Here is a 336-nt window from a genome sequence, read left to right on the forward strand (position 1 = left end):
GGGCACTGACGTAAGCTCTGTTTTTGCTGTCTGCTGATCTTCATCACGAGGGAGATCGACGATGTCGAGACGAAAGCGGCACGCCCCTGGGTTCAAGGCGAAGGTGGCACTTGAGGTGCTGAAAGGCGAGGGGACCGTGTCGGAGCTGGCGAGCCGGTTCGGCGTGCATCCGACGATGATCAATCAATGAAAACGCGCGTTGCTCGATGGCGCGTCCGGTGTCTTTGAACGCGGTGGCCGCAAGGCGCCGGTGATCGATGAGGATCAGGTCCGGGATCTGCATGCCAAGCTCAGGGAACTGGCGGTGGCCAACCCTTTTTTGGAAAGAAAGCTGAA

1 protein-coding gene is annotated in these 336 nt (G+C 58.9%); it reads left to right on the forward strand.

What is annotated here, in order from left to right; genetic code table 11:
- The first annotated feature begins 61 nt into the window (after positions 1–61).
- Positions 62–190: a transposase gene (locus TW83_RS21970; protein WP_239441275.1), complete on the forward strand. Its 129-nt coding sequence runs from the start codon at positions 62–64 to the stop codon at positions 188–190.
- Positions 191–336 lie beyond the last annotated feature (146 nt).

The sequence above is a fragment of the Paracoccus sp. S4493 genome (genome assembly GCF_000967735.1).
GTDB classification, from domain to species: domain Bacteria; phylum Pseudomonadota; class Alphaproteobacteria; order Rhodobacterales; family Rhodobacteraceae; genus Paracoccus; species Paracoccus marcusii.